This is a genomic window from Amycolatopsis camponoti (genome assembly GCF_902497555.1).
GTDB lineage: Bacteria > Actinomycetota > Actinomycetes > Mycobacteriales > Pseudonocardiaceae > Amycolatopsis > Amycolatopsis camponoti.
This window is the reverse complement of sequence record NZ_CABVGP010000001.1, coordinates 868,327-893,365: the sequence shown is the minus strand read 5'-3', so window position 1 is coordinate 893,365 and position 25,039 is coordinate 868,327. Positions and strand designations below refer to the sequence as shown.

Genomic DNA, 25,039 nt, shown 5'->3' with positions numbered 1-25,039 from the left:
ATTAGCGTGGGCAGCCGTGACGTGGAGTACTTACGGAAGTTACCTGCTCATCGTGGTGCTGATCGTGCTCGCGCCGGGCCCGGACACGATGGTGATGCTCAAGAACGCGCTGTCCGGCGGGTTCCGCGGCGGGCTGCTCGCGTCGCTCGGCATCTTCGCCGGCAACGCCGTCCAAGGCAGCGCCGCGGCGCTCGGGCTGGGCGTGCTCATCGCACGGTCGCAGCCGGTGTTCCTCGCGCTCAAGTGGGTCGGTGCGGCCTACCTCGTCTTCCTCGGATTCCAGGCGCTGCGCGGGGCTTTCCGCGGGAACTACGACGTCGTCGAGAACACGCAACGGCGTAAAGCGAGCGGGTTCCGGCGGTTCCGCGAGGGGTTCCTCTCCAACATCACGAACCCGAAGGTGCTGGTGCTGTACCTGTCCGTGCTGCCGCAGTTCCTGACCCCGCGGTCGAGCATCGGGGACTCGCTGGTGCTGGCCTACACCGTCGCGGTGCTCGGCGGCCTGTGGCTGCTGGTGCTGCTGGTGTTCGTGCACCGCGTCCGCGCGTGGCTGGGCCGCCGCCGGGTCCGCCGTACGCTGGACGGCGTCACCGGCACCGCGCTGCTCGGGTTCGGCGCCGCCCTCGCCCTGGAGTCCTGATGACGTGGAGCACCTACCTCGGCTTCGCCGGGATGATGGCGTTCCTGGCGATGATGCCGGGCCCGGACACCATGGTGGTGCTGAAGAACGCCCTGACCGGTGGTGCCCGCGGCGGCGGCTGGGCGTGCGCGGGCATCAGTGTCGCGAACTTCCTGCAGGGCACGGCGGTGGCGCTCGGCCTGGGCGCGGTGATCACGCGCTACCAGCCCCTGTTCGAGACCGTGAAGTGGCTGGGCGCGGCCTACCTGCTCTTCCTGGGGGTCCAGGCGTTGCGCGGTGCTTGGCGCGGGAACTACGAAGCCCTCGACGACGTCCGCCGCGCTCGCGGCACGCGGGGACGCCGGTTCCGCGAGGGGTTCCTGTCGAACATCACCAACCCCAAGGTGATCGTGCTGTACCTGTCGGTGCTGCCGCAGTTCCTCACGCCGGCGTCGACCTTCGCCGATTCGCTCCTGCTGGCCTACACGGTCGCGGCGCTCGGCGTGGTGTGGCAGGTGCTGCTGTTGCTGTTCGTGCACCGGGTGCGCGGGTGGCTGCGGCGGCGCCGGGTCCGCCGGACTCTCGACGGGATCACCGGCGCCGCCCTGCTCGGCTTCGGGGCCGCGCTCGCCGTCGAAGGCTAGAGCGTCCGGTCGAGCCAGTCGTAGATCCGGCCGGCCGCGAGCCGCTGGGCGCCGACGTGGCAGTGCGCGTCCGCGCCTTCCTCCGCGGTGAACGTCATCAGCGTCTTCGGTGCGTTCAGGTGGTCGTACAGCCGGCGCGGCTCGGTTTCGGTCTCCCCGCCGAAGAACAGGTCGTCCGCCGCCTCGCACACGAGCGTCGGGCAGGTGATCTTCTCCGCGATGCCGTCCTCCAGCGTGTACTCGAGGTACTTCGCGATGAACTCGCGGTCGGTCGCCGCGCCCAGGACGTACCGGCCGTGGTCGCACGCCCAGCGCAGCGTCGGGCTGGCTTCGCGGCCCGCGGCGAGGATCGCGTCGAACTCCGCGTCCTCCGGGGCGTTCGCCCGCCGGACGATCTCTTCGCGCGGCCACGGCAGCAGCGAGGTCACCGCCGAACCCGCGTCGTACACACCGTCCACCGCGACGACCGCCGCCAGCCGGGGTTCGAACGCCGCCGCGCGCGGGGCGAGCACGCCACCGAGGCTGATGCCCATCAGCGCGATCCGCGACGCGTCGACGCCGTCGAGTCCCAGCGCGAAGTCCACCACCGGCGTGACGACGTGCTCCCAGTCCGGCCGGAACACCAGCTTGTCGCGCCGGATCGCGCTCGGCTGGCCCGGGCCGTCGAACGTCAGCACGTGGTAGCCGCGCTCCGCTCCGGTCGCCGCACCCATGAAGTGGCATTCCTCGGCGCTGCCGTCGAAACCGCTGTGGATGATCAGCACCGGCTTCGACCCCTCGCCCGGCGCGCGGTAGAAGTACCCCTGCAGAACCGTTCCCTCGTAAGGGATTTCGACCGGTTCCGCGACACCCGCGCGCCGGAAGCACTCGACGCTGCGGTCGTAGGCCGCCGCGATGCGCGGGTCGGCCGGGTCGCCGTGGAGGAAGAACTCCGACGAGAAGTAGTACGTCGACGCGCGCAGCAGCAGGTCCCGCGCGGTGATCGGCCCGGCGTCCGCGGCCTCGGCGTAGAGCCGATCGGCCAAGGCGCGGTAGGCGTCGTGCCAGCTGTCGTAGTCGCCGGCCGTCACGGTCGACGCCGCCGCGACGACCTCGCCGAAGTCCGAACCGCCGTAGGACGAGTGACCGAACAGGCGCAGGGTCTCGAACCAGAACTGCGGGTCTTCGGTGAACATGATCTGCTTCATCGGATCTCCTCCTCCACAAAGGTTTCGAACGGGCGGGCGGGCCGGCCGGTGACCTCTTCGACGGCCGGGGTGACGCGGTCTTCGGCACCGCGCCGGATGTCCTCGTCGAGGGCGGCGAGCACGGCGGCGAACTCCGCCGGGATCCCGGACGCGCTCACGCGGGCCGCGAACTCGGCGGTGCTCACCGCGCGGTGCCGCACCGGGCGCCCGGTGCGCGCGGCGATGATCGATGCGGCTTCGGAATAGCTCAACGCACCGGGACCGGTGAGCACGTGTTCGGTGTTGTGCGGTTCGGGGTCGGTCAGCGCGCGGACGGCGACCGCCGCGATGTCGCCGGCGTCGACGAACGCGACCCGCGCGTCCCCGGTGGCGGTGACGATCTCGCCGTCCCGGACCCCCTGGGCGACCAGGTGCTCGCCGGTGAAGTTCTGCATGAACCAGGACGGCCGCAGCACGGCCCACTCCGGCGCCCCGCGCACCAGCCGCTGCAGGTCGCCGAGCCCGGGCGTGTCCGCCGTGACGGCCGACGAGCTGAGCAGGACGACCCGGCGGACGCCCGCGGCGAGAGCGTCGTCGAGGAACGGCTCGACCAGGCCCACGGGCTCAGCCTCGCCGATCGGTGCCAGCAGGTACACCGCGGAGACGTCGCGCAGTGCGCCGGCGTGGGTCGAGCGGTCGGCCCACTCGAACCGGACCTGACCGGGCTCGCCCGGCTTGCGCGTGGCCGCCCGCGCCGCGAACCCCGCGGCACGCAGGCCCGCGACGACCCGGCGCCCGGTGGTGCCGGTAGCGCCGAGAACCAGGACGTCAGCCACCGAAGGCCGCCGTCAGCTCTTCGACGCCGCCGAGGACCTCGGCCGCGGCGAGCGGGCTCCAGTAGTCGCGGTAGTGCCGGATTTCGCCGTCTTCGACGGTGATCACGGCGATGTACGACAGCTCGTACGGCTTCCCCGTGGCCACCACGACGCCGCCGACGGTGAACTCGGCGACGACCACGGCCGGGTCGGTCGTCTCGTGCACGGTCTTCGCGACGACCTCGCGGATGTCCAGCAGGTTCGGGTAGTCGCGCAGGTACTCGGTGATCGCGGTGCGCCCTTCGACGCGCTTCGGGTAGCCCGGGCCGGCGAACGGGAACTCGAGGACGCCGTCCTCGGCCCAGAGCCCGGCGAACCCGGACATGTCGTGCTTCAGCAGCAGATCGATCCCCTGATCGACGAGGTCGCGCAGCTCCATCGGAGCCTCCTTGAACATGTGGACGATACGGTACCGTCCCGACGTAACTCTAGACGGGACGGTACCGTCCCGTCCACCCGCTACACTGCGTCCATGGCACGCACCCCGACCGGCGCCGCGGTCCTCCAGCCCGAGGTCACGCAGGCGATCGCCGACGCCGTCATGTGGGAACTCGCCGAGCAGGGCTACGGGCGGCTGTCGATGGAAGCCGTGGCGAAACGCGCCGGCGTCGGCAAGAGCGCGCTGTACCGGCGGTGGGTGTCGAAGGAGCAGATGATCGCGTCCGTGGTGACGGAGTTCAGCGTGAGCCGCGCGGCGGAGGTCGACACGGGTTCGCTGCGCGGAGACCTGCGCGAAACGATGCAGGCCTTGATCGACTGGCTGACGCACCCGCTGTTTTCCCGGATCCTGCCGGACCTGGTCGCGGAGGACGCCCGCAAGCCGGACCGCGGCCGCGGCCTGCGCGAGGCCATCGGCGGCCCCCGCCGCGAGGTCGGCGAGGCGATGCTGCGCCGCGCGATCGCGCGCGGCGAGCTGGCCGAGGACCTGGACATGGAACTGGCGCTCGACATCCTGGCGGCGCCGATCTACTGGCGCCTGGTGGTCCGCCTCGCGGAAGCGGAGCCGGACTACGTGGACCGGCTGGTGGAGTTCGCCCTGCGCGCACTGGGCGCGCAGGGCGGGTGACTCACGTCCGGGCCGGTTCGCCCGCGACGCGCTCGATGTTGGCGCCCAGGCGGTTCAGGTTCTCGACGAAGTGCGGGTAGCCGCGGTCGATGTGGAAGACGTCCCAGACCTCGGTGATGCCGTCCGCGCACAAGCCGGCCAGCACCAGGCCGGCGCCCGCGCGGATGTCGGACGCCCAGACCGGCGCGCTCGACAGCGCCTTCACGCCGCGGACCACCGCGTGGTGGCCGTCCGTGCGCGCGTCGCCGGACAGGCGGATCATCTCTTCGATGAACCGGAAGCGCGCCTCGTAGACGTTCTCCGTGATCATCGACGTGCCCTCGGACACCGCCGACAGCGCCACCGCGAACGGCTGCAGGTCGGTCGCGAAACCGGGGTACGGCAGCGTCACCCAGTCGACCGCCTTCGGGCGCTCCGGCTGGACCACGCGGAAACCCTTGTCCCCGAACGTCTCGACGTCCGCGCCGGCCAGCTGCAGCTTGTTCAGCACCAGGTCGAGGTGGTGCGGGTTGACGCCGCGGACCGTGATGTCGCCGCGGGTCATCGACGCCGCGAACGCCCAGGTCGCGCCGACGATCCGGTCGCCGATCACGCTGTGCTCGGTCGGGTGCAGCTGCTCCACGCCGTGGACGGTCAGCGTCGACGTGCCGGCGCCCTCGATCTTCGCGCCCATCTCGGTGAGCATCGTGCAGATGTCGACGATCTCGGGCTCGCGTGCGCAGTTGTCGATGACCGTGGTGCCCTCGGCCAGCACGGCCGCCATCAGGATGTTCTCGGTCGCGCCGACGCTCGGGAAGTCCAGCCAGATCTGCGCGCCGACCAGCGTCTCGGCCTTCGCGACGACGCAGCCGTGCTCGATCGTGCTCGTCGCGCCCAGCTTGCGCAGGCCGTTCTGGTGCATGTCCAGCGGGCGCGAGCCGATCGCGTCGCCGCCCGGCAGCGCGACGACGGCCTGCTTCAGCCGCCCGACCAGCGGGCCCAGCACGCAGACGGACGCGCGCAGCTTGCCCATCGCGGCCGAGTCGGCGCGGTGCGACAGCTCGGCCGGCGTCGTGATGGTGGCGGTGTCGCCCTCGATGACGACCTCGCACCCGACGCTCCGCAGCACGTCGCCCATCAGCGGGACGTCCAGGATCTGCGGGCAGTTCGTGATGGTCGTGGTGCCCTCGGCCAGCAGGGCCGCGGCCATCAGCTTCAGCACGCTGTTCTTCGCGCCGACCACGTCGACCTCGCCGACCAGCCGGGCTCCGCCATGCACGTCGAAGTGCTCGCTCATGGCCGCCAATCATGCCCTCTCGCCCGGATTCGGCCCGGGCGGGGGCCGCTATGGTGGGTTCATGGTCGTTCGCATCAACCGCGTCTACACGAAGGTCGGCGACAGCGGCACGACCGCGCTCGGCGACGGGTCCCGCGTGCCCAAGACGTCGCCCCGCCTGGGCGCGTACGCCGACACGGACGAGACGAACTCGGTGCTGGGCCTGGCGATCGCGATGGGTGCCCTGCCCGCCGAAGTCACGGACGTGCTGCGTGCGGTGCAGAACGATCTCTTCGACGTCGGCGCGGACCTGTGCCTGCCGATTTCGGACGACCCGCCGTACCCGCCGCTGCGGATCACCGAGAAGTACGTCGAGCGGCTCGAAGGCTGGTGCGACGAGTTCAACGAACGCCTGCCGAAGCTGACGTCGTTCATCCTGCCGGGAGGTACGCCTGGTGCGGCGTTCCTGCACCAGGCGCGCACGGTGTCGCGGCGCGCGGAGCGAAGCGCGTGGGCGCTGCACGAGGCCGAGCCGGAAACGACCAACCCGATCGCGGTGAAGTACCTGAACCGGTTGTCGGACCTGCTGTTCATCCTCGCCCGGCTGGCGAACCCCGAGGGTGACGTGCTGTGGCAGCCGGGCGGGCAGCCCTAGATCCCCCAGCTCTCCCGCAGCGATCCCAGCGCCTGGTGGAAGCCGGGGAACGTCTTCTTCACGCACTCCGGGTCGTCCAGGGTGATGCCGGGCGTCCGCAGGCCCGTGATGCTGAACGCCATCGCGATCCGGTGGTCGCGCCGGCACTTGACCAGCGCGCCGGTGGGCTCCCCCGGCTGGATCTCGATCCAGTCCCGGCCGGTCTCGACGGCGATGCCCATCGCGCGCAGGTTCTCCTCGCACGCGTCGAGCCGGTCGCACTCCTTGATGCGCGTGTTGTAGACGTCCTCGATGCGCACCGGGCCCGAAGCGAACGGCGCGATCGCCGCCAGTGTCGGGACGGTGTCCGAGATGTCGCGCATGTTCACCGTGACGCCGCGCAGGCCGTCCGACGGGCCCGCGACCGTCACCGAGTCCTCGGTCAGCTCGACGTGCGCGCCCATCTCCCGCAGCACGTCGGCGAACTTCACGTCGCCCTGCAGGGCGGACGAGCCGAGGCCCGGAATGGTCACCGTGCGGCCCGTGACTGCCGCCGCGGCCAGGAAGTAGCTGGCCGTCGACGCGTCCGGCTCCACCGGGTACTCGCACGCCTGGTACGGCTGCGCCGGCACCACGAACGTCTTGCCCTCGCGCCGGACGTCGACGCCGAAGCGCCGCATCATCTCCAGCGTGATCTCGACGTACGGCACCGAGACCAGGTCCGTCACGGTGATCCGCAGGCCCTCCGCCGTCAACGGCCCGAGCAGCAGCAACGCCGTCAGGAACTGGGACGACAGCCCCGCGTCGAGGGTCAGCGGACCGCCCTTGACGCCGTTCGCGCGGATCGTCAGCGGGTGGTGGCCCGGCTCGCCCTCGAAGGTCAGATCGACGCCCAGCTCCCGCAGCGCGTCGGTCAGCGGGCCGAGCGGGCGCCGGCGCATCTGGTCGGACGCGTCGAAGTGGAACGTCCCGGTGCCGGCCGCGGCCAGCGCGGGCAGGAACCGGGCCGTCGTGGCGCCGTCGCGGCAGAAGACGTCGGCCGAAGCGACGCCCGGACCCGACGGACGCCCCTCGATCGTCCACGCGCCCGGTTGCCGGTCGACGCGGTAGCCGAGCTTGACGAGTCCCTCGGCGAAGCCCTCGGTGTCGTCCGAGTGCAGCGGACGGCCGAGGGTCGTGGTGCCGTTCGCGGCGGCGGCCAGGAACAGGCCGCGGGCGGTGACGGACTTGGAGCCGGGGATCTCGACGAGGGTCACGGACCCCAGTTTAGTGGGGCGAGATCTCGGCCATCGGGCCCCAGTCGGAGGCATCCTGGACGTTGATGATCTGCGGGTTGTCGCTGATGTAGGCGCCCAGGTTCGCGACCGCCCACTTGAAGTGGTCGGAGCCGACGTGCGCGACCGCGGCGTCCTGGCCTTCGAAACCCTCGACCAGCACGTAGGTGTTCTTGTCCTCGAGGCTGCGGGACCACTCGAAGAACCGGTTGCCGTCCTCGGCGCGGGTGTTCCGGGTGTAGTCGGCGACGATTTCCGGCCAGTTTTCCGCGTGCTCGGGCTTGACCGGGAACTTGACGACGATGAAGATCATGCGCTCAACCCTAAGGCCTGAAGCGGGGGTCCGGCTGTCCCAGTTTGAGACAGGGGTCAGGACGCGCGCGGGAGGCGTCGCCCGGGCGGGGCGGATTCGAGCCACGAAAGAAACCCGGTCAACGCGCCCGGCCCCATGGCGATCTCGATCGCCTCCTGGGTCTCCGACTCGCAGCGCAGCACGGTCGAGCCCTCGGGAACGGCGTAGGCCTCGGTCCCGGACGGGTCGCGCCGGTCGGCGATCTGCATGCTTTCGCGCTGGAAGACGCGGTCCGGGCCGGTCCGCAGGCTCCACACGCGGTACCAGACGAACTCGTCGCCCTCGTAGCGGCCCAGCCCCAGGTGCCAGCTGGACCGCGCGGCGTCGGGACGCCACCGCAGCGCGACGCTCACGCCCCCGCCGCGGCGCATCCGGATCCACCGCTGGCCGTACCAGGCGACCAGCACGGCGAGCACGATCAGGAGCCCGGCTACCACCACGGTGATCTTCACGGCCCGGCTCCTGCCCGTCTCCCGCTCAGGCCGACTGACCTGCCGCGCGGAGCTGGGCCGTGGCCCTCGTCCGCTCGGTCTCGTCGTCGGCGCTCAGTGCCGCCTTCGCCGCGTCGACGTCGATTTCGTCGGACAGCTCGGCGCTCTCGGCGAGAATGCTCACCCCGGTACCGGTCACGGAGAGGAATCCACCGTGCACGGCCGCGCAGACCGTCTCGCCGTCGGTGGTCGTCACCTTGACGACGCCACCCTCGACGAGCTGCCCGAGCACGGGTTCGTGGCCGGCCATGACGCCGATCTCACCCTCGGTGGTCTGGGCCACCACGAAAGTGGCGGTACCCGACCAGAGACGGCGCTCGACGGCCACCAGCTCCACGGACATCTCAGCCACGTAGCACTCCTTCGCTCGGGGTGTTACCACCGAGTGTAATAGGTCTGTCGTCGACTACGAGAACGGCGGGGGCGCGCATCCACAGTGGACACTGCCCCCGCCGTGCTCACGGAGTCACTTCTTGGTGATTTCCTTGTACTTCTTCTCGAGGTCCTCGAGGCCACCGATACCCAGGAACGCCTGCTCCGGGTAGTGGTCGAAGTCACCCTTCGAGATGCGGTCGAACGACTCGATGGTCTCCGAGAGCGGCACCGTCGAGCCCGGGATCTGCGTGAACGCCTCGGCGACCAGCATGTTCTGCGACAGGAACCGCTCGATGCGGCGCGCGCGCTGAACGGTGAGCTTGTCCTCTTCCGAGAGCTCGTCCATACCGAGGATCGCGATGATGTCCTGCAGTTCCTTGTACTTCTGCAGGATCCGGATGACCTCGGAAGCCACCCGGTAGTGGTCCTCGCCGACGATGGCCGGGTCGAGGATCGTCGACGTCGACGCCAGCGGGTCCACCGCCGGGAAGATGCCCTTCTGGAAGACACCACGCGAGAGCTCGGTGGTGGCGTCCAGGTGAGCGAACGTCGCGGCCGGGGCCGGGTCGGTGTAGTCGTCCGCGGGGACGTAGATCGCCTGCATCGAGGTGATCGACCGGCCCCGGGTCGAGGTGATCCGCTCCTGCAGCTGGCCCATCTCGTCGGCCAGCGTCGGCTGGTAACCCACGGCCGAAGGCATGCGGCCCAGCAGGGTCGACACCTCGGAACCGGCCTGGGTGAACCGGAAGATGTTGTCGATGAACAGCAGCACGTCCTGGTTCTGCACATCGCGGAAGTACTCCGCCATGGTCAGCGCGGACAGGGCGACGCGCATGCGCGTGCCCGGCGGCTCGTCCATCTGGCCGAACACGAGGGCGGTGTCGTTGATGACGCCGTCTTCGCTCATCTCCAGGAAGAGGTCGTTGCCCTCACGGGTGCGCTCGCCCACCCCGGCGAACACCGACGTACCACCGAAGTTCCGGGCGACACGGGTGATCATCTCCTTGATGAGCACCGTCTTGCCGACGCCGGCCCCGCCGAACAGGCCGATCTTGCCACCTTGGACGTACGGGGTGAGCAGGTCGACGACCTTCAGGCCGGTCTCCAGCATCTCCGTCTTGCCTTCGAGCTGGTCGAAGGAAGGCGGGTTGCGGTGGATGCCCCAGCGCTCGAGGTCGTCACCGTAGCCGGGCTCGTCGAGGCACTCGCCGAGCGCGTTGTAGACGTGGCCCTTGACCTTGTCGCCGACCGGGACCGTGATCGGGCCGCCGGTGTCGGTGACCTCGGCGCCGCGCACCAGGCCGTCCTGCGGCTGCAGGGAGATGGTGCGGACGAGGTTGTCGCCCAGGTGGCTGGCGACCTCGAGGGTCACCGTCTTGCGCAGCTGCTCGAACTCGATCTCGACCTTGAGGGCGTTGAACTGCTCGGGAACGGAACCGCGCGGGAACTCGACGTCGACGACCGGACCGGTCACCGACACGATGCGCCCCTTGGCGCGCGGGGCTTCAGTACTGGTCATCAATCATCACTTCCTGCTGCGGTGAGCGCGTTCGCGCCACCGACGATTTCGGAGATCTCCTGGGTGATCTGGGCCTGGCGAGCCTGGTTCATCTCCCGCGTCAGGTTGCCGACCAGGTCGTTCGCGTTGTCCGACGCGGCCTTCATCGCCGTCCGGCGGGCGGCCAGCTCGGACGCCGCGGACTCGAGCAGCGCCGCGTAGAGCCGCGTGTTGATGTACTTCGGCAGGAGCGCGTCCAGCAGCTTGTCGGCACTCGGCTCGAACTCGTAGCTGGGGAGCAGCCCGGCGGGCTTCTCCTCTTCGCCCTCGGAGTACTCGACCTCGAGCGGCGCGACGCGCTTGGCGGTCGGGCGCTGCGTCAGCATCGACACGAACTCGGTGTAGACGATGTGGATCTCGTCGACACCCTCGATACCGTCGGTGTTGCCGTGCTCGTCGTCGACGCCGGCCATGAACGACCGGACCAGGGCCTCGCCCGCCTCCACCGCCGCGGTGTAGGTCGGCTGGTCGGAGAAGCCCGTCCAGCCGTCCACCACGTCGCGGTTGCGGAACCGGTAGTAGTTCAGGCCCTTGTTGCCGGTGACGTAGACCTGCGCTTCCTTGCCCTCGGAGCGGAGCAGGGCGAGCAGCTCTTCGGTCGCGCGCAGCACGTTGGAGTTGTAGCCACCGCACTGGCCCTTGTCACTGGTCACGACCAGGACAGCGGCCCGCTTCGGGTTCGGGCGCTCGACCAGCATGGGGTGGTCGAGGTTGGCCGCCGCACCGGCCAGCGCCGAGAGCACCTTGGTGATCTCGTCGGCGTACGGCCGGGAAGCGGCGACCTTCGCCCGCGCCTTGGTGATGCGCGCGGTGGCGATGAGCTCCATCGCCTTGGTGATCTTGCCGATCGACTTGGTCGCCTTGATGCGCGACCGGAGTTCCCGGAGTTGTGCGGCCATGAGCTATCAGCTCACTTCTTCGGGGCGGGCTTGTTGACCTTGACGGTCTCGTGCCCGACCTTGTCGGCGTCCATGGCGTCGGCGTCCGCCTCGACGAGGGACTTGCCCTCGGACGTGGTGAACTCCTTCTTGAACTCGTTCACCGCGGCGACCAGCTTCTCGGCCGTCTCGTCCTCGAACTTCCCGGTGTCGCGGATCGCGCCCAGGACGTCGGCGTGCTTGCGGCGGGCCGAGTCGAGGAACTCGTGGTTGAACCGGCGCACGTCCTCGGTCGGGACCGAGTCGTAGTGGCCGTTCGTCCCCAGCCACACCGTGCAGACCTGCTCCTCGACCGGGACCGGCGAGTACTGCGGCTGCTTGAGCACCTCGTACAGCCGGGCACCGCGCTCGAGCTGCGCCTTCGAAGCGTCGTCGAGGTCCGAAGCGAAGGCGGCGAACGCCTCCAGCTCGCGGTACTGCGACAGGTCGATCCGGAGCGAGCCCGAAACGTTCTTCATCGCCTTGACCTGCGCGGCACCACCCACGCGGGACACCGAGATGCCCACGTCGATGGCCGGGCGCTGACCGGCGTTGAAGAGGTCCGACTGGAAGAAGCACTGGCCGTCGGTGATCGAGATGACGTTCGTCGGGATGTAGGCCGACACGTCGTTGGCCTTCGTCTCGATGATCGGCAGCCCGGTCAGCGACCCGGCACCCAGCTCGTCCGAGAGCTTGGCGCACCGCTCGAGGAGACGGGAGTGCAAGTAGAAGACGTCGCCGGGGAAGGCCTCGCGGCCCGGCGGGCGGCGCAGCAGCAGCGAGATCGCGCGGTACGCGTCGGCCTGCTTGGTCAGGTCGTCGAACACGATGAGGACGTGCTTGCCCTCGTACATCCAGTGCTGGCCGATGGCCGAGCCGGTGTACGGCGCGATCCACTTGAAGCCGGCGGAGTCCGAAGCCGGGGCGGCGACGATGGTGGTGTACTCCATCGCGCCCGAGTCCTCGAGGGACTTCTTGACCGCGGCGATCGTGGAGCCCTTCTGGCCGATCGCGACGTAGATGCAGCGAACCTGCTTCTTCGGGTCGCCGGTCTCCCAGTTGGCCTTCTGGTTGATGATCGTGTCCACGGCGACGGCGGTCTTGCCCGTCTTGCGGTCACCGATGATCAGCTGGCGCTGGCCGCGACCGATCGGGGTCATCGCGTCGATGGCGGTGATGCCGGTCTGCAGCGGCTCCGACACCGGCTGGCGCTCGACCACCGAAGCGGCCTTGACCTCCAGCGGGCGGCGGTCGGTGGTCTCGATGTCGCCGAGACCGTCGATCGGGGCGCCCAGCGGGTCGACGACCCGGCCGAGGTAGCCGTCGCCGACCGGCACGGACAGGACCTGGCCGGTGCGCTTGACCTGCTGGCCCTCTTCGATGCTTTCGAAGTCGCCGAGGATCGCGGCACCGATGGAGCGCGCGTCCAGGTTCAGTGCGACGCCCAGGACGCCGCCGGGGAACTCGAGCAGCTCGTTGGCCATGGCCGAGGGGAGGCCCTCGACGTGGGCGATACCGTCACCCGCGTCGATCACGACGCCAACTTCTTCCCGGCTCACGTCCGGGGCGTAACTCGAGACGTAGTTCTCGATCGCGCTACGGATCTCATCCGAGGAGATCGTCAGCTCGGCCATGTCTTTCCCGCTCTCGCTTCGTTCTTGCCAGTATGCAAAGTCTTGTGTGACCTGGGGCTATGCCCGGGCCAGCCGCCGGCGCAGGGCCGCCAGCCGACCCGCCGCGCTCCCGTCGATGACCTCGTCGCCGACGCGGACGACGAGCCCGCCGCCGAGACCGGGGTCGACCTCGACGTGCAGCGCGATCGACCGCCCGTAGATGTCGTTCAGCTTCGCGCCCAGCCGGGCGGCCTGCTCGTCGGTCAGGGCGCTCGCGCTGGTCACGTAGGCGACCGAGCGCTCACGGCGGTCCGCGGCCAGCTTGACCAGCGCGTCGAGCCCGGCGCCGACGCCGCGGCCCTTGGCCCGGCGGACGACCTGCTCGACGAGGGTCTCGGTGACCACGTCCACCTTGTCGGCGAACAGCCCGCGCACCAGCGTCCGCTTGGCGTCGGCCGGGGCGGCCAGGTCCGCGAGCGCCGTCTCGAGCTCCGGGTGGTTGGCGACGACCCGCGAGACCTGGAACAGCTGGGTCTCGACGGCGTCGATGTTGCCGGTCTTCTCGGCCGCGGTGAGCAGCGCGGAGTGACCGAGCGACTCGAGCCCGTCGACCAGCTGACGAGGGCTGGACCAGCGGCTGCCCGCCACGGCGTCGAGCACCTTCAAGGCCGGTTCGGACAGCTTGCCGTCGAACAGCCGGCGCACCAGCGCGGCGCGCGCCTCCGGTGTCGTCGAAGCGTCGCTCACCGCCCGGCGCAGGCCGCTCTCCCGGTCCAGCAGGTCGACGACCGAGAGCAGCTCGTCGCCGACCGTGGCGGAGTCGGCTCCTGCGTCGGCCAGAACCTCGCCGAGGCGTTCCTCGGCGAGGCCGAGCGCTTCACGGCTCGCAGCATGCAGCGTCATTCCGGTCTACTTCCCCGCTCCACCAGCGGCACCGGCGGTGTCCAGCTCCGCGAGGAACCGGTCGACGGTGCCACGACGGCGCGCCTCGTCTTCGAGCGACTCACCGACGATGCGGCTGGCCAGCTCCACGGCGTTGCGGCCCATGTCGGCCCGCAGCTCGGCGATGATCTGCGCCTTCTGAGCCTGCAGCTGAGCCTGGCCCTGGGCGATGATCCGCTGGGACTCGGCTTCCGCGTCGGCCCGCAGCTCCGCCTTGATCTGCTCGGCTTCGAGCCGGGCGTCGTCGCGGATCTTCGCGGCCTCGCTACGGGCTTCCTGCAGCTGCGCCCGGTACTTCGCGAGCGCGTCTTCGGCTTCGGCCTGAGCCTTCTCGGCCTTCTCGATGCCACCCTCGATCTTCTGCGCACGCTCGTCGTACGCGGCCTCGAAGCGAGGGACGACGTACTTCTTGAGGATGAACAGCAGGATCAGGAAGGCGACGATGCCGAGGATCAGCTCCGAGATGTCGGGGATGATCGGGTTGTGCGTCTCGCCTTCTGCGGCGAGGAGCATTGCACTCTTCAGCACGGCGTCTCCTTAAGCGATGAGCTGCTGACTCAGGCGGCGGAGGCGATGAAGTAGATGACGATGCCGATCAGGGCCAGAACCTCGGTCAGCACGAAGGTCGAGAAGCCGATGCCCTGCAGCTTGCCCTGGGCCTCCGGCTGACGCGCGGTGCCGTTGATGACGGCGGCGAAGATCAGACCCACACCGATGCCCGGGCCGATCGCGCCCAGGCCGTAACCGATGGCGGCGAGGCCGGGGTTGATGTTGGCGGCCTGCTCGGCGGCGGCCTGGGCCAGAACGATGTTGCTCACGTGCGTTTCCCTTCACTTCGGTCCACGCGCTCGCGTGGATCGGGGGCTTGTGTTCTCAGTGCTCCGACGCCAGCGCGGCGCCGATGTACCCCGCCGAAAGCAGGGCGAAGATGTAGGCCTGCAGGACCTGGATGAAGGCCTCGAGGAAGGTCATCCCGATGGCGAAGATCCAGGCCACGAGCGAAACCGGCTTGAGCGCCCAGCTCGACGTCTCGGTCAGCAGGAACGTGCCGCCGAGCGTGAACACCGCCAGGATCAGGTGACCGGCGAACATGGCGGCGAAGACACGGATGGCGAGCGTGAGCGGGTTCAGGAAGAACTTCTCCGCGAACTCGATCAGCGAGAAGAGCGGGAGCACCGCCTTCGGCACACCCGGGGGCGCGAGTTCCTTCTTGAAGTAGCCGGCGAAGCCGTGCTTCTTGAAGCCCGCGTAGTGGTACACCGGGTAGACGACGAGGACCGCCAGAGCGACCGGGAAACCGAATCGCGCCATGGTCGGGAACTGGAGCAACGGGATGATCCCGTAGAGGTTGTTCACCAGTACGAAGGTGAACAACGAAAAAACGAGCGGCACATACCGCTTGAAGTCCTTCGAGCCGATCTGTTCGCGCGCGATGTTGTTGCGGCTGAAGTCGTAGATGGACTCGGCGACGAACTGCCCCTTGCCGGGTACGACCTGAAGCTTGCGGGTCGCGAGCAGGAAGTACGTCGCGATGATGACCACCGAGAGCACGACGAGCAGCATCGGCTTGGTGACTCCGCCGAACAACGCCGGCAACTCGAAGCTTTCGGCGCCGGGCGGTGCGAACACAGCACCCTCGGCCAATACCAGCGCGCCCACTGGGCTCCTTCCGGTTCTCCCGGCCGGCGTTCACTCCGCCGGGGGAATCGTCACGATCTGGACTTAACGTACCCGATACGCATCGGGACGCCGGAGGCGGCTGCCCCACTGTGCGATGAACACGGCTTCACGTTCTGCACACGGGGTTGTCTCGCGTGAACACTGCCCTGCGGTCTACTTCGGACCAGCGGCGGAGAGGCGGAACTACACGGTCGCCACACTGCTGATCGCGGTTCGTCTTAGGGAGCGTGCAGCCGAGGCCGCCACCCTTGACGCGGACCATACCAGCAGGTCAATCAGTGCCGTACAGGCGTACTCCATACCAACCGATCAGCCCAGGACCTAAGTCCCGGGTCGACCCGGGACCCTGGTCCGGGCCCGGGAGGGACCGGATTCGCAACGGTGCAGGCGGCAGCTTCGGCGCGGTCCCGGGGCACGCACGAAAGCGCATGCCTGTGGCCCCGGTCACACCCGGGCGGCCGCAGCCTGATTTACCGTGAGTAACGGAAGGTCACGACAAAACGGACCGTCGTCAGGAGGGGATGATCGTCGGGATCTTGGTCTTGCGGAAGGCGGCGAACTCGGCCGCGGCGGCGACCATGATGGCCACGATCATGGTGATGCCGAGCGACATCGGGTGCAGCGCGGTGACGCCCTTCAGCAGGGTCAGCGCCCCGAACAGCAGGACGACCTTCACGACGTAGCCGCCGAGCGCGATGACCATGACGAACATCGGGTCCTGGCCGGCGCTGAACCGCATCATGCCGAGCGTGGACAGCGACGCGAGCATGGCGAGCACGCCGCCGACGAGCGAGCCCAGGAAGCCGGGCATGCCGTTGAGGATGCTGAAGAGCGCGATGCAGACGATCACCGCGGGCGGCGTGACGAGCAGCGAAGCCTTCGTCATCGCACGGGCGGCCTGCAGCACCACCTTGGCGTGCGGGTTCTCCTGCTCGGGCGTTTCGGTCTCGCTCACGGCCTGCTCCCTGCTCGGTTCGGCTTCCGAGTGTAGAGAACGCGGCCGGTCAGGTCCCCGGCTGGTTGCGCGAACGCAGGCGGGGGACGATCGAGACCACCACCGCCAGCACCAGCCCGATCCCGATGATCCACAGCGCCGCCGCGTCGTCGAACAGGGTCACCGAGACCGCACCGAACGCCAGGATACCGGCCCACAAGTAGATCAGCAGCACCGCGCGGCGCTGGGAGTGCCCGATCTCCAGCAGGCGGTGGTGCAGGTGCATCTTGTCCGCCGCGAACGGGCTTTCGCCGCGGCGGGTGCGGCGGATGACCGCCATGATCAGGTCCAGCAGCGGCACGAACAGCACCGCCGCCACGACCACCAGCGGCGACAGCAGCGCGATCGCGTCCTTGCCGCTGAACTGCGGGTACGGCACGCGCCCGGACGCGGACGTCGTCGCGCCCGCGAGCATCAGGCCGATCATCATCGAGCCGGAATCGCCCATGAAGATCTTCGCGGGCTGGAAGTTGTACGGCAGGAACCCCAGACACGCTCCGGCGAGCGTGGCCGCGATCAGCGCCGGCGGGTACGTGCCGACGTCGCCGCCCGAGCTGTCGAGCAGGCCGAGGGAGAACGCGCACGTCGCCGCCGCCGCGATGAACCCGAGGCCGCCCGCCAGCCCGTCGAGGCCGTCGACGAAGTTCATCGCGTTGACCATCACCACGACCATCACGACGGTGAGCAGCGCGCCCTGGTTCTTGTCGAGCACCAGCACCGAGCCGAACGAGTCGCCGCTGCCGCCCCACGGCACCCAGAACGACACCCACTGCACGCCGAAGATGACCAGGATCCCGGCGCACATGACCTGGCCGGCCAGCTTCGTCCAGGCGTCCAGCTCGAACCGGTCGTCGAGCGCGCCGATCAGCGAGATGACCCCGGCCGCGAGCAGCACGCCGACCGAGTCGAACGAGGCGTCGAAGCCGTGCGACAGCGCGGGCAGCTGGTGGGCCAGGCCCATCGCGCCCGCGACGCCGAGGAAGATGCCGATCCCGCCCATCCGCGGGATGGGGGCGACGTGGACGTCGCGCGCACGCGGGTTGGCGATCGCGCCGACGCGGATCGCGAGCCGGCGCACGACGCCGGTGAGCAGGTAGGTCACCGCCGCCGCGGTCAGCGCGACGAGGATGTATTCCCGGATGGGGAGAAGACCGGATGTGGGCGGCACGGGTGCGTCACGCTCGCGGGGTCGGGGTCACCCGCGACACGCTATCGTGCCGCGCCCGGCGCCTTGATCCGGCTTCACGCCAACGATTCCGCGGGAACACCGAGCACCTCCGCGATGGCGTCCTTGCCCACGGCGCCTTCGCGCAGCACCACCGGCTCGGTGCCGGTGAGGTCCACGATGCTCGACGCGACGGCCTCGCCGCTCGACCCGCCGTCGAGGTACACCGCGACCGAGTCGCCGAGCTGCTCCTGCGCCTCCTGCGCGGTGCTGGCCGGCGGGCGGCCCGAGACGTTCGCGCTCGACACGGCCATCGGGCCGACGTCGCGCAGCAGCTCCAGCGCCACCGGGTGCAGCGGCATCCGGAGCATCACGGTGCCGCGGGCGTCGCCGAGGTTCCACTGCAGACTCGGCGCGTGCGGGAGCACGATGGACAGATCGCCGGGCCAGAACGCTTCGATGAGCGCACGGGCCTGCGGGGGCACGCCGAGCACCAGACCGTCCACAGTGGACCACGAGCCGACGAGCACGCCGACCGGCATGTCCGGGCCGCGGTTCTTCGCGCGCAGCAGCGCCTGGACGGCGCCCGCGTCGAACGCGTCGGCGCCGATGCCGTAGACCGTGTCGGTCGGCAGGACGACCAGCCTGCTCGACCGCACCGCCCCGGCGGCCGCCGACAGCCCGTCGGCCCGGGACTCCCGCTTGCTGCAGTCGTAGACCACGCTCATGAGCGCCAAGAGTAGTCCGGGCGCCGGAGCGGGCGTTCGCCGCGTCACACACACCCGCCCGACTTTCGTCGTGGGGCAAGCGGGTAAACCTCGCCCCGAGGCAGAACCGGGACAGCGTGGCTCAATACGGTCGATCACTGGGAACCACCACCCCCGTGGGTTCCCAGTGAAGGAGCCGCAGATGCGCCCCAGAACCTCGAAAGCGCTCGCCCTGCTCGCCGCGGTCACCGTCCTCACCGGGCTCGGCACCGGCACCGCCGCCGCCGAGCCCCTGACCCGCGGCTGGCCGGCCCCGATCGACGCCGCGCACTGGGAGAACCAGGACCACATGACGTGGTCCGACTACAAGAAGGTGCCCGGCACGAACTGGGCCGACCCGTCGCTCAAGCCCACTCAGCGCACCTTCAAGGGCGCCGTCGTCCTCGCCGACTACCCCGACCAGGACTTCGTCGTCACGCAACCCGCGCACTCGACCGTGTTCGGCAACCCCGCGCCGACCGCCGCCGACCTCCCGCGCGCGACCGTCGCGCAGTACTACCAGGACTTCCTCAACAAGCCCGAGGCGCTCAACAACGGGCACACCATCAACGAGTACTGGATGGAGGACTCCGGCGGCCGGTTCGGCGTCCAGCTGACCGCGTTCGGGCCGTACCGGATGCCCGGGCAGTCCTACGAGTACGGCATGGAGTTCCAGCCGAGCGCCTGCCCGCCGGGCGCGAACTGCAACCGCGACATCCGCAAGGACGCCGGCGACGCCTGGCGCGCCGACGTCGGCGACACCGCGAACCAGTTCGACTTCGTCTTCTACCTCTCCGCCGGCCAGGACGAGAGCTCGACCTGGCAGGAGTTCGGCGAGATGAAGTTCGGCGCGAAGGAGAACGTGCCGGACGCGTTCGGCCCGCCGAACCACGACCTGCCCAACTACGCCGCGACGCGGTACGTGCCGTGGACGTCGTGGAAGTCGGCCGCCAGCATCTGGCCGAACGCGCAGGACGGCAGCTCGGTGCAGGCCGAAAGCTCCGGCCAGTCGACCTACGCCCACGAGTTCAGCCACATCCTGGGCATCGGCGACAACTACAACAACCCGTTCGGCGTGCCGCCGTCACGCAGCTACAGCGGGCCGTGGGACATGTTGTCGCGCGGCACGTTCAACGGGCCCGGCGGCCCGCACACGCGCTGGCAGATCCCGGCGACGCAGGGCAGTTCGATGGGTGCCCAGCACCAGCTGCGCAACAAGCTGAAGCTCGGCATCGTCGACCCGGCGGACGTGCTGCAGCTGGACCGGAACGCGCTGGCGTCCTCCGGTCCGGTGTCGGCCCGCCTGACCGCGCGGGAGACGGAGGCGCAGCCGGGAGCGTTCACCGGCCTGAACATCAAGCTCACCGGCGGGGACAAGGCGCCGAAGTGCGACCGCGCGAAGGACCCGTTCTGCGACGGCGGCGGCTACGACAACTACACCGTCGAGGTCGTCGACCGGATGGGCGCGGACTCCTTCGCCCCGGACTCCGGCGTCATGATCACCAAGACGAAGAACAAGGACAACGCGCCCTTCGACTGGGTGATCGACGCGAACCCGCAGGACATCGGCATCACCGACTACACCAAGCCGGACGGAACGCCGGTGAAGATCACCATCGGTGACTACCGGCAGCTCAACGACGCGCTGTTCAAGGCGGGCACCGAGGCGTCGAGCCCGTACGAGTACACCGACCAGGCGAACCGGCTGCGGTTCCTGATCACCGACCTGGCGCGGGATCGTCGCGGCGTGCTGTCGTACACGGTGACGGTGGCCTCGCTGGACGGCGCGGGCAGCCAGGCCCGAGGGGCGGCGCTGACCCCGGCGCTGCCGGCGTTCGCCCGCGGCGGCCTCGCGACCTGCGACTTCGGCCTGCTCAACACGGGTGCGGCCCGGGGAGCGCAGGCACCGTACGACACGGACACGTACCGGCTGAGCGTGTCGACGGACGCCCGCGGCTGGGAGGTCCGGCTGCCGAACGAGCTGGCCACGGCGAAGTTCGGCGGGCACGTGAAGGTGCCCGCGTACGCGAAGCGCGGGGCGGGCGGTGACCTGGCGGCTCGGGTGAAGCTGACGGCGACGTCGGTGAGCGACCCGTCCAAGACCGCTACGGCGAGCTGCACGGCGTTCGGCTTCTGAGCGTGACGGCCTCGTTGTCCACAGCCTGGTCAGGTTGTGGACAACGAGGCCGCAGCGGCGGCTTTCGCGGTTCTTCGGCGGTGGGGGCCGATACGCTGGAGCCGGGGACGCCCCCGTTACCTTTTTCGTGGCTCCCGACCAGGGAGTTGTGGTCACCAGGCCCGGCATGACCGACGCCCCCAGTCGCACGCATGATCCGGGGGTGGTGTCACCGGGTCTGGTGGCATCGAGGGACCGCTGATAGGGACAAGGCCACCACTGGGTAGGTCTCGTCGTAACGCCCGCCGCCGCTGCGACGGCCTCGTGTCCACAGCCTGGTCAGGTTGTGGACAACGAGGCCGCAGCGGCGGCTTTCGCGGTTCTTCGGCGGTGGGGGCCGATACGCTGGAGCCGGGGACGCCCCCCCCCTGGGAGTGGCGGGGGCTGTTTGAGGGAGTGGCGGGGGCTGCTTGAGAGTCTCCCGGGCGGCCCGCTCAGCCCAGCCGGCGAGCCGTGACGAACCGCGCCCGCCCCGTCAGGTCGGCGTGGTCCTCGACGCCCGTCAGCACCCGCCGGGCGCGGACCAGCGCCGGAACCGCCGATCCGTGCGTGTCGTCGTGCTCGATCGCCAGCCCGCCTCCCGGGCGCAGCAACCTCGCGCCCGCCGCGATCGCGTGGCGGATCACCGCCAGGCCGCTCTCCTCCGCGAACACCGCGCGCGGGGGGTCGTGCTCCGCGACCTCCGGGGGCACCGGGGTTCCCTCCGGAACGTACGGCGGGTTGCACAGCACCAGGTCGACCAGGCCGTCGAGCTCGGCGAACATCGTCGGGTCGCCGATATCACCCGAGTACAGGCGGATCGGGGTGTTGCCCGCGTCCGCGTGGACGTCGGCGTTGTGGCGCGCCCAGGCCAGCGCCTGCGGGTCGACGTCCACCGCGTACACCACCGCGTCCGGCCGGGCGTTGGCCACCGCCAGCGCCAGCGCCCCCGAACCGGTGCACAGGTCCACCACCACCGGGAACTCGCGCCCCTGCAGGAACTTGACGCCCCATTCGAGCAGCAGCTCGGTCTCCGGCCGCGGCACGAACACCCCCGCGCCGACCGCCACCGTGATGTCCCCGAGCGCCGCCCAGCCGGTCAGGTACTGCAGCGGGATCCGCTTCGCGCGCTGCTGGACAAGCTGGCCGATGGCCTCGATCACCGGCGGGTCGACCAGCGGCACCATCGGCAGCCTGCCGCGTTCGACCCCCAGCACGTGCGCCGCGATCACCTCGGCGTCGAACCGCGGCGAGGCGACGCCGGCGCGGTCGAGAATCCGGGTGGCCTCGATGATGGCCAGGCGCAGCGGCTGCCGATTCACTCGTCGTCCTTCACCTCGTCAAGCCTGGCACACCAGGCGGAACTCCCCTGTCAGGACACGCGCCGGTCCCACGCCGTCCAGCGTATCGAGGCCCCGTCACGGGCATGACAAACAGCCACGAAACACGGCTCACCGCCAGAATGGATCCGCACGGGGAAGCTTCCGGTGCCGGCCCGCGCGGATATCCTGGCCGGGGCGTCGCCGATCTCCACCGATGCCCGAGACGCCGACCCCCGGGAGCGCCAGTGCCGACCGATCCGACCCCGCGCCGCCGGGTCGCGTTCATCTTCCCCATCTACAACGAGGAAGCGAACATCGACCTGCTGCACCGCACGGTCGACGAGGTCACCGCGCCCCTGGCCGGGCGGTACGACTTCAGCTTCATCTACGTCGACGACGGCAGCCGCGACGCCTCCCTGGACCGGCTCACCGAGCTGGGCGCGCGCGACCCCCGCGTCACGGTCGTGGAGCTGTCCCGCAACTTCGGGCACCAGATGGCCGTCACCGCCGGGCTCGACCTGGTGGACGCCGACGCCACCGTCATCATGGACAGCGACCTGCAGGACCCGCCGCGGGTCGCCCTCGAGCTGCTCGAGAAGTGGGAAGAGGGCTACGAGGTCGTCTACGCGCAGCGCCGCTCGCGCCGGGATTCGCCGTTCAAGCGGTTCACCGCGAGTGCCTTCTACTGGTTCCTCCAGAAGATGGCCGCGGTCGAGATCCCGAAGAACACCGGCGACTTCCGCCTGGTCGACCGCAAGGTCGTCGACGAGCTGCGCAAGTACCGCGAGCGCGACCGGTTCCTGCGCGGCCTCGTCAGCTACGTCGGGTTCCGGCAGACGGCGGTGCTGTTCGACCGCGACCAGCGCCACGCCGGCGTCACCGGCTACCCGCTGACGAAGATGCTGCGCTTCGCCGCCGACGGCATCCTCGGGTTCTCGACGACGCCGCTGCGGATGATCACGCGGATGGGGTACCTCATCTCGATGCTGAGCTTCCTCGGCGTGCTCTACGTCGTCGGCGTGAAGCTGTTCGCGCCGGAGACGGCGGTGCCCGGCTGGGCGTTCATCACCATCGCGATGTTCTTCCTCGGCGGCATCCAGATCATCATGCTGGGCGTGCTCGGCAGCTACATCGGCCGCACGTATTCGCAGGTCCAGAACCGGCCGCTGTACACGGTGGCGTCGGTGCGCACGGGCGTCCCGTCGGCCGCCGAAGCGGGCGAAGACAGCCGGAGCGCCGCCCGATGAGGTTCGTCACGGCCACGCAGGTGCGCTTCGGGATCGTCGGGATCGGCAACACGCTCGTCGACGCGCTGGGGTACGCGCTGCTGGCGACGCTCGGCGTGCCGACGTTCGTCGCCAACTTCATCTCGACGACGGCGGGCATGCTGCTGTCGTTCACGCTGAACCGGAACTTCACCTTCCGCGCGAAGGACGGCGACATCCGCCGGCAGGCCCTGCTGTTCTTCGGCGTGACGGCGTTCGGGCTCTGGGTGATCCAGTTCGGCGTCATCACGCTGGTGAGCCACCTTTTTCCGGGCGTCAACCTGCTGGTGCCGAAGGGCGCGGCCATCGTCGTCGGGCTGTTCTGGAACTACCTGCTCTACCACTACGTGGTGTTCCGCCACCGGCCGGTTTCGCCCGTTCCCGGTGCGGCGCCGGTCGACTCTGCGTGATCTCGTACGCTGTTCCGAGTGCGATTCCGTGAACTGCGCTTCGGCCTGGGTGTCTTCGTCCTTTCCCTGGGCGTCCTGCTGGTCCGGTTCCTGGTGCCGAGGCCGGTCGGGATGGCCGACAACGGCGACGGCTGGCGCCTGCTGTGCGACCTCGGCGGCCGGCACCCGGAGCTCAGCTCCGAGTTCTACGTGCACTTCAGCTACGGGCCGGGTTCGGCCTGCAAGAGCGACTACATCTCGAGCCAGGCGTGGCTCGACTGGTTCGCGAGCAAGCTGGGCAAGGTGCTCGGCTCGTCGGCGGAGCTCAACCTGCTGGTCCTCGGCGCGATCACGTGCGTGCTCATCGCCGCCGGCATCGCGGCCACGGTCCTCGGCCTGGAGCTGAGCACCCGCAACCGCGTCATCGCGGCGGTGCTGCTGCTGCTCGTGATGGCCGATTCGGCCTTCTTCGGCTACTTCGCGTCGGTGCTCAGCGAGGGCGCCGGGTTCGTGGGAATGCTGCTGATGGCCGGCGGGCTGCTGCTGATGAACCGCACGGGTGCGTGGCGGTACTGGGGCGCCGCGCTGACCGTGGTGGGCGCGCTGATCGGCATCAACGCGAAGTCGCAGACGCTGCTGCTGATCCCGCTGTTCGTGGTGGCGCTCGCGCTGATCCGGCCGGTGGGCAAGCGCGGCTGGGCGAGGTGGCTGCTGCCGCTGGGCGTGCTGGTGGTCGTGGGCGCGGGGACGGCCGCGGTGCAGTCCCACGGCGACCCGGCCAACGCCGAGTACCGCGAAGCGAACATGTACCACGTGGTGTTCGACAGCATCGTGGACGGCAAGCACGACACGGACGCCGACCTGGCGGCGCTGGGCCTGCCGCCGAGCGCGAAGAAGTTCATCGGCACCGGCTGGTGGGCGGCGCACCCGTGGACGGACGCGGACTACAACGGCTTCCGCGACAAGATCAGCCGCCGCAACGTCGTCCAGTACTACGCGGCCCACCCGACGCGCACGCTGCAGATCCTCCAGCAGGGCGCGACCGACACGCTGACGGCGCGCCCGGCCCGGCTGGGCAGCTTCGCCGAGTCGGCGGGGTTCCCGAAGATGGCCCAGGAGTACCGGGTGCCGGTGTTCTCCGGGCTGTCGAAGCTCGCGGCGCCGCTGGGGCTGTTCGTGCTGGTGCCGTTCTGGCTGCTGATCGGCTGGGCCGGCGTGCGGGCGTTCCGGCGCCGCAAGCGCGAGTACGGCGTCGTCGTGTTCTTCCTGCTGCTGTTCGCGGTGGGCCAGTTCGGGCTGTCGGCGCTCGGTGAGGGCGTCGAGGGCGTGAAGCACCAGCTGCTGACGCTGTTCCCGACGTTCCTGGCGTTCGTGTTCGCGGTGCTCAGCCTGTTCCCGAAGCCGGCGCAGCCCGAGCCCGCGCCGGAAGAGGCCCCGGACGAGGAGCCGGCGACCGAGGTCTTCGAGGCCTTCCGCGAGCCGGAGAAGCCCGGCGTCCGCTAAACCGTTCCGGCCTCCCGCACGTGGGGACGGCGGTGGTCC

At 69.9% G+C, this 25,039-nt stretch carries 27 protein-coding genes; 8 read left to right on the top strand and 19 right to left on the bottom strand.

The features are described from left to right. The first annotated feature begins 16 nt into the window (after window positions 1-16). On the top strand, window positions 17-640 hold the full coding sequence (locus AA23TX_RS04310; protein ID WP_155541286.1) for a LysE family translocator: 624 nt from the start codon (window positions 17-19) through the stop codon (window positions 638-640). Then, a complete protein-coding gene (locus tag AA23TX_RS04305) occupies window positions 640-1,263 on the top strand; it encodes a LysE family translocator (protein ID WP_155541285.1) in 624 nt (207 codons plus the stop codon). Before AA23TX_RS04310 ends, AA23TX_RS04305 begins: the two co-directional genes overlap by 1 nt. Here AA23TX_RS04305 and AA23TX_RS04300 read toward each other — a convergent pair. The 3 genes from AA23TX_RS04300 to AA23TX_RS04290 are packed head-to-tail and all read right to left on the bottom strand — an operon-like array spanning window position 1,260 to window position 3,683. Continuing rightward, window positions 1,260-2,450, bottom strand: a complete 1,191-nt coding sequence (locus AA23TX_RS04300) for an alpha/beta hydrolase family protein (protein ID WP_155541284.1) — start codon at window positions 2,448-2,450, stop codon at window positions 1,260-1,262. The two genes, AA23TX_RS04305 and AA23TX_RS04300, sit on opposite strands and share 4 nt — an antisense overlap. Then, on the bottom strand, window positions 2,447-3,265 hold the full coding sequence (locus AA23TX_RS04295; protein ID WP_155541283.1) for an NmrA family NAD(P)-binding protein: 819 nt from the start codon (window positions 3,263-3,265) through the stop codon (window positions 2,447-2,449). The genes AA23TX_RS04300 and AA23TX_RS04295 overlap by 4 nt, the downstream gene beginning before the upstream one ends. Further along, entirely contained in the window at window positions 3,258-3,683 is a 426-nt protein-coding gene (locus AA23TX_RS04290) for a nuclear transport factor 2 family protein (protein ID WP_196425176.1), read from the bottom strand. Before AA23TX_RS04290 ends, AA23TX_RS04295 begins: the two co-directional genes overlap by 8 nt. Window positions 3,684-3,776: 93 nt before the next feature. Between AA23TX_RS04290 and AA23TX_RS04285 the strand changes: the two genes are divergently transcribed. Next, entirely contained in the window at window positions 3,777-4,370 is a 594-nt protein-coding gene (locus AA23TX_RS04285; protein WP_155541282.1) for a TetR/AcrR family transcriptional regulator, read from the top strand. A 1-nt stretch (window position 4,371) separates the two neighbouring features. On the opposite strand, the gene murA is transcribed toward AA23TX_RS04285, so the two are convergent. After that, window positions 4,372-5,646, bottom strand: coding sequence for a UDP-N-acetylglucosamine 1-carboxyvinyltransferase (murA, locus tag AA23TX_RS04280; protein WP_155541281.1), 1,275 nt, complete (start codon window positions 5,644-5,646; stop codon window positions 4,372-4,374). 61 nt (window positions 5,647-5,707) lie between these two features. On the opposite strand from murA, the gene AA23TX_RS04275 reads away from it, so the two are divergent. Then, complete coding sequence (locus AA23TX_RS04275) at window positions 5,708-6,280, top strand: cob(I)yrinic acid a,c-diamide adenosyltransferase (RefSeq protein ID WP_155541280.1); 573 nt, start codon at window positions 5,708-5,710, stop codon at window positions 6,278-6,280. Here the strand turns inward: AA23TX_RS04275 and aroA are convergent. The 14 genes from aroA to AA23TX_RS04205 all read right to left on the bottom strand — a co-directional run bounded on the left by aroA (window position 6,277) and on the right by AA23TX_RS04205 (window position 18,348). After that, the gene (gene aroA / locus AA23TX_RS04270; protein ID WP_155541279.1) at window positions 6,277-7,515 is read right to left on the bottom strand and encodes a 3-phosphoshikimate 1-carboxyvinyltransferase; all 1,239 of its coding nucleotides are present in this window, start codon (window positions 7,513-7,515) and stop codon (window positions 6,277-6,279) included. The two genes, AA23TX_RS04275 and aroA, sit on opposite strands and share 4 nt — an antisense overlap. A 10-nt stretch (window positions 7,516-7,525) precedes the next feature. Beyond that, window positions 7,526-7,846 carry a putative quinol monooxygenase gene (locus AA23TX_RS04265; RefSeq protein ID WP_155541278.1) on the bottom strand — a complete coding sequence of 107 codons (321 nt, stop codon included), beginning with the start codon at window positions 7,844-7,846 and terminating at the stop codon, window positions 7,526-7,528. A gap of 56 nt (window positions 7,847-7,902) precedes the next feature. Further along, on the bottom strand, window positions 7,903-8,337 hold the full coding sequence (locus AA23TX_RS04260) for a DUF2550 domain-containing protein (protein ID WP_155541277.1): 435 nt from the start codon (window positions 8,335-8,337) through the stop codon (window positions 7,903-7,905). Window positions 8,338-8,362: 25 nt separating this feature from the next. Continuing rightward, the gene (locus AA23TX_RS04255; protein ID WP_155541276.1) at window positions 8,363-8,728 is read right to left on the bottom strand and encodes a F0F1 ATP synthase subunit epsilon; all 366 of its coding nucleotides are present in this window, start codon (window positions 8,726-8,728) and stop codon (window positions 8,363-8,365) included. A 114-nt stretch (window positions 8,729-8,842) separates the two neighbouring features. After that, window positions 8,843-10,270, bottom strand: coding sequence for a F0F1 ATP synthase subunit beta (atpD, locus tag AA23TX_RS04250; protein WP_155541275.1), 1,428 nt, complete (start codon window positions 10,268-10,270; stop codon window positions 8,843-8,845). Continuing rightward, complete coding sequence (locus tag AA23TX_RS04245) at window positions 10,270-11,208, bottom strand: F0F1 ATP synthase subunit gamma (RefSeq protein ID WP_155541274.1); 939 nt, start codon at window positions 11,206-11,208, stop codon at window positions 10,270-10,272. Before AA23TX_RS04245 ends, atpD begins: the two co-directional genes overlap by 1 nt. Before the next feature lie 11 nt (window positions 11,209-11,219). Next, entirely contained in the window at window positions 11,220-12,860 is a 1,641-nt protein-coding gene (atpA, locus tag AA23TX_RS04240; protein WP_155541273.1) for a F0F1 ATP synthase subunit alpha, read from the bottom strand. Window positions 12,861-12,917: 57 nt separating this feature from the next. Further along, window positions 12,918-13,742 (bottom strand): F0F1 ATP synthase subunit delta, encoded by an 825-nt coding sequence (locus tag AA23TX_RS04235; protein ID WP_155541272.1) that lies wholly within the window; start codon window positions 13,740-13,742, stop codon window positions 12,918-12,920. A 6-nt stretch (window positions 13,743-13,748) separates the two neighbouring features. Beyond that, entirely contained in the window at window positions 13,749-14,294 is a 546-nt protein-coding gene (locus AA23TX_RS04230; protein ID WP_439328765.1) for a F0F1 ATP synthase subunit B, read from the bottom strand. A gap of 44 nt (window positions 14,295-14,338) precedes the next feature. Next, complete coding sequence (locus tag AA23TX_RS04225; protein WP_155541270.1) at window positions 14,339-14,599, bottom strand: ATP synthase subunit C-like protein; 261 nt, start codon at window positions 14,597-14,599, stop codon at window positions 14,339-14,341. A 55-nt stretch (window positions 14,600-14,654) separates the two neighbouring features. Beyond that, the gene (atpB, locus tag AA23TX_RS04220) at window positions 14,655-15,440 is read right to left on the bottom strand and encodes a F0F1 ATP synthase subunit A (RefSeq protein ID WP_155541269.1); all 786 of its coding nucleotides are present in this window, start codon (window positions 15,438-15,440) and stop codon (window positions 14,655-14,657) included. A gap of 532 nt (window positions 15,441-15,972) precedes the next feature. After that, window positions 15,973-16,416 carry a Cg1360 family ATP-synthase-associated protein gene (locus tag AA23TX_RS04215; RefSeq protein WP_155541268.1) on the bottom strand — a complete coding sequence of 148 codons (444 nt, stop codon included), beginning with the start codon at window positions 16,414-16,416 and terminating at the stop codon, window positions 15,973-15,975. A gap of 49 nt (window positions 16,417-16,465) precedes the next feature. Continuing rightward, window positions 16,466-17,623, bottom strand: a complete 1,158-nt coding sequence (locus AA23TX_RS04210; RefSeq protein ID WP_155541267.1) for a glycosyltransferase family 4 protein — start codon at window positions 17,621-17,623, stop codon at window positions 16,466-16,468. A gap of 74 nt (window positions 17,624-17,697) precedes the next feature. Beyond that, complete coding sequence (locus AA23TX_RS04205) at window positions 17,698-18,348, bottom strand: L-threonylcarbamoyladenylate synthase (RefSeq protein ID WP_155541266.1); 651 nt, start codon at window positions 18,346-18,348, stop codon at window positions 17,698-17,700. Window positions 18,349-18,529: 181 nt separating this feature from the next. On the opposite strand from AA23TX_RS04205, the gene AA23TX_RS04200 reads away from it, so the two are divergent. Beyond that, the gene (locus AA23TX_RS04200; protein WP_155541265.1) at window positions 18,530-20,503 is read left to right on the top strand and encodes a M6 family metalloprotease domain-containing protein; all 1,974 of its coding nucleotides are present in this window, start codon (window positions 18,530-18,532) and stop codon (window positions 20,501-20,503) included. Window positions 20,504-20,976: 473 nt separating this feature from the next. Here AA23TX_RS04200 and prmC read toward each other — a convergent pair whose 3' ends face one another. Beyond that, a complete protein-coding gene (gene prmC, locus AA23TX_RS04195; RefSeq protein ID WP_155541264.1) occupies window positions 20,977-21,843 on the bottom strand; it encodes a peptide chain release factor N(5)-glutamine methyltransferase in 867 nt (288 codons plus the stop codon). Window positions 21,844-22,088: 245 nt separating this feature from the next. Here prmC and AA23TX_RS04190 point away from each other — a divergent pair, with 245 nt between their 5' ends. Genes AA23TX_RS04190 through wsfD form a run of 3 tightly spaced genes read left to right on the top strand, consistent with a single transcriptional unit; the run spans window position 22,089 to window position 25,000 of the window. Next, complete coding sequence (locus tag AA23TX_RS04190; protein ID WP_155541263.1) at window positions 22,089-23,090, top strand: glycosyltransferase; 1,002 nt, start codon at window positions 22,089-22,091, stop codon at window positions 23,088-23,090. After that, window positions 23,087-23,518 carry a GtrA family protein gene (locus tag AA23TX_RS04185; protein WP_155541262.1) on the top strand — a complete coding sequence of 144 codons (432 nt, stop codon included), beginning with the start codon at window positions 23,087-23,089 and terminating at the stop codon, window positions 23,516-23,518. The genes AA23TX_RS04190 and AA23TX_RS04185 overlap by 4 nt, the downstream gene beginning before the upstream one ends. Before the next feature lie 18 nt (window positions 23,519-23,536). Then, the gene (wsfD, locus tag AA23TX_RS04180; protein WP_155541261.1) at window positions 23,537-25,000 is read left to right on the top strand and encodes a glycan biosynthesis hexose transferase WsfD; all 1,464 of its coding nucleotides are present in this window, start codon (window positions 23,537-23,539) and stop codon (window positions 24,998-25,000) included. Window positions 25,001-25,039 lie beyond the last annotated feature (39 nt).